Origin of the sequence: Nocardioides sp. NPDC057772 (assembly GCF_042798075.1) — a bacterium.
GTDB lineage: Bacteria > Actinomycetota > Actinomycetes > Propionibacteriales > Nocardioidaceae > Nocardioides.
Genome location: NZ_JBHVKN010000335.1, coordinates 1 through 2995 on the forward strand (window position 1 = coordinate 1; position 2995 = coordinate 2995).

General features: G+C 71.2%; 2 protein-coding genes and 1 pseudogene. 1 reads left to right on the top strand and 2 read right to left on the bottom strand.

From position 1 onward, the window contains the following. Positions 1-518 (bottom strand): annotated as a pseudogene (locus ACFVJS_RS27245) (PucR family transcriptional regulator); the annotation flags it as partial. Positions 519-574: 56 nt separating this feature from the next. Beyond that, positions 575-1090, bottom strand: coding sequence for a GNAT family N-acetyltransferase (locus tag ACFVJS_RS27250; protein WP_378886677.1), 516 nt, complete (start codon positions 1088-1090; stop codon positions 575-577). 272 nt (positions 1091-1362) lie between these two features. Here ACFVJS_RS27250 and ACFVJS_RS27255 point away from each other — a divergent pair. After that, the coding region (locus tag ACFVJS_RS27255) for an ABC-F family ATP-binding cassette domain-containing protein (RefSeq protein WP_378886678.1) at positions 1363-2995 on the top strand (1633 nt) is incomplete at its 3' end.

Genomic DNA, 2995 nt, shown 5'->3' on the forward strand with positions numbered 1-2995 from the left:
CTGCGGTCGGCCAGTGCCTCGGAGACCACCTCGAAGCGGCGCGCGTCCCCGCGTTGACGGATCCGTGTCTCCTCGGCCTGGTGGATCAGCACGGACTGCTCGACCGAGGACCCGAACCAGGCGGTCGCCTTCGTCCAGAACCAGACCAGCAGCGCCTCGTGGTCGAGGTCGCCCGGCGCCTGCCGTACGACCTGGACCGCGAAGTCCCAACACTCCTCCTGAGCCCGTTGGTAGATCTTGAGCATCAGCGGGAGGCCGAGGCGGCGATGGGCGACCTCGAGGGCGATGGCGCGTGCGGACGGGACCAGCTCGAATCCTGCGTCCGGCAGCGTGATCCGGTCGAGGAAGGCGTACCAGTGCTGTTCCACGGCTTTCAGGAGGAGCGGCCGGAGATCTGCAAGATCCACGTCGACGTCGACCAGGATCGCGTCAGCCGTCGCGGCGGCCCAGCGGGCCACTTCCTCGGGCCGTCGCTGTTCCTCGGCGAATGCCGCCAACCAGTCGCTGATCTCGGTCATCGCACTCGCCTCTCTCGCTGCGCCGGCTTCGCGCAGTGTACAAACGTCGGCGGCGCTCAGATCTCCATCCGTAGGACGGCGCCGGGCCAGGGCTCGGCCTGCCCGGTGTCGACCGTGAAGCGTCGCTCCAGCGTGAACCCGAACCGCTCGTAGACACCGATGAGCGCCTGGTCGTCGCCGGCGTAGCAGTCGAGCCGCATCTGCTTCACCCCGCGCTGCCGGGCGATCTCGACGGCGTCGTCGACCAAGGTGCTGCCGATGCCGGACCCGCTCCGCTCCCGGTCGGTGACGAGCAGCTGCAGGTAGAGCTCCGGGACCGGTGCGGGATCGACGTACGGAAGTGGCTCGTCGGCCACGACACAGAGCCCGACGATCACGCCGTCCTCTTCGGCGATGCGAGCGGTGCGCTCGGACAGCATCTGCCGGATCTGCTCGCCCCTCGCCTCGATGGCGGAGAACGGCTCTGCGCCCCACTGTCCCGTGCGTCCCTCCGACGCGAGCCACGCGACGGCGGAGTCGAGGAGGCTCATGGCGTCGGGGAGGTCGCTGACGGACCCGTCTCGGAGATGCATGGACGGAACCTGTCACGTCCGGGGCCGCCTGTCGAACGCTTTCGAGCGTGTCGGACAGGCGAACAATTGGTTCGCTCGCAGGCGTTCGGTCCGCTACCGTTGTCGGCGATGGGAACTCTGAAGTAAACGATCGGGACGCTGCGTCGAGGTCTCTCCGCAGTGGGTCCTGAGCGACCGCGTCGTCCGATCGACGCGGCTCGAGGTCCATTTCCGATCCCGCATCCGGTGGATGCGTCTCGTCGCGGCGGTCGACGCCGCGCAGAGGAGTCCTCATGTTCCCGTCTGCTTCCATCCCTTCCACCTCCGTACGCAGCCACCGTGTCTGTGAGCTGCGTTCGGCCACGGTCCGCTTCGCGGAGCGGATCGTCCTCGACCGTGTCGACCTCGTCGTCGGCCCGGCCGACCGCTTGGCCGTGATCGGTGACAACGGTGCCGGAAAGTCGACGCTGCTCGACCTGCTCGCTGGTGTCGTGTCGCCGGTCGCCGGCGAGACGCGCGTGGTCGTTCCCGGCGGCATCGCGCACGCCTCGCAGGAGCCGCGGTTCCCCGACGGGGCGACGGTGCGGGATGCCGTCGACCTCCTGCTCGCGGACCTGCGCGCGCTGGAGTCGCGCATCCGGTCCTGCTCCGAACACCTGTCCCTCGCCGGCGAGGACGAGCAGCCCGCGCTCCTCGAGGAGCTCGGTGACCTCGTCGACGCCTACGAGGCCCGGGACGGCTACGGAGTCGACCGCCGCGTCGACGCCGGGCTCGACCAGCTCGGTCTCGGCGGCCTGGACCGGGGACGGCCTGTCGACGGCCTCTCCGGAGGCGAGCGGGCGCGTCTCGCCCTCGCCGTCGCGCTCTCGGCCAACGCCGAGCTGCTGTTGCTCGACGAGCCGACCAACGACCTCGACGTGTCCGCGCTGGCATGGCTCGAGGACCGCCTGGCAGCGCACCGTGGTGCGATGGTGGTCGTCACGCACGACCGGGCGTTCCTCGAGCGGTTCGCGGACGACATCGTCCAGGTACGCGACGGTGGGCTGCGCCGCTACGGCAACGGCTACGCCGGCTTCCTGGTGGCGCGAGCGACCGAGCGACGACGTCAGGCCGAGCGGCACGAGGAGTGGAAGGCCGAGCTCGCCCGCAACGAGGCCCTCGTGGCCGCCAACGCGTTCCGGCTCGACGCCATCCCACGCAAGCTCGAGCTCGGCGGGTTCGGGCACGGCGCCTTCCGCGCGCGCAGCCGTGACCACGGCGCGATGGGCCGGATCCGGATGGCGAAGGAGCGCGTCGCCAGGCTGCGTGCCGAGCCGGTCGCGCCGCCGCCCGAGCCGCTCAGGTTCGCCGCCGGGCTCGGGGGAGCGGCGCCTTCGGACGGCCGGCCTCTCCTCGCCGTCCACGACGTCCGTCGCGAGGCGGATGCCCGGCTGAGGATGGCCGAGTGGGCGCTGCATCCCGGAGACCGCTGGCTGGTCACCGGACCGAACGGCGCCGGGAAGACCACTCTGCTGCGGCTGCTGGCCGGCGAGATCGCCCCGGACGCCGGGGATGTCGAGAGGACGCCCCGAGTTCGGGTCTCGTGGCTGAGGCAGGATGTGGCCGCGCCGGCAGCGGGGTCGGTCGTCGGGGTGTTCGCCCGCACTGTCGGGATCCATCGCGACGACGCCATCGAGCGGCTGCGGCGGTTCGGGCTGCTGAGCGAGGAGGACCTGCGCCGTCAGGTGCGGGCGCTCTCGGTCGGGCAGCGTCGCCGCCTCGACCTCGCGATGGCGCTGGCGGATCCTGGCGACGTACTGCTGTTGGACGAGCCGACCAACCACCTCGACCCCGAGCTCGTCGAGCAGCTCGAGGACGCTCTCGACGACCACCCGGGCGCCGTCGTGACGGTCACGCACGACCGTCACTGGCTCCGCCGTGCCTCCG

Excerpts from the sequence above, each read along its gene's own strand:
- ACFVJS_RS27250 (WP_378886677.1), bottom strand. The coding sequence starts at position 1,090 with ATGCATCTCCGAGACGGGTCCGTCAGCGACCTCCCCGACGCCATGAGC.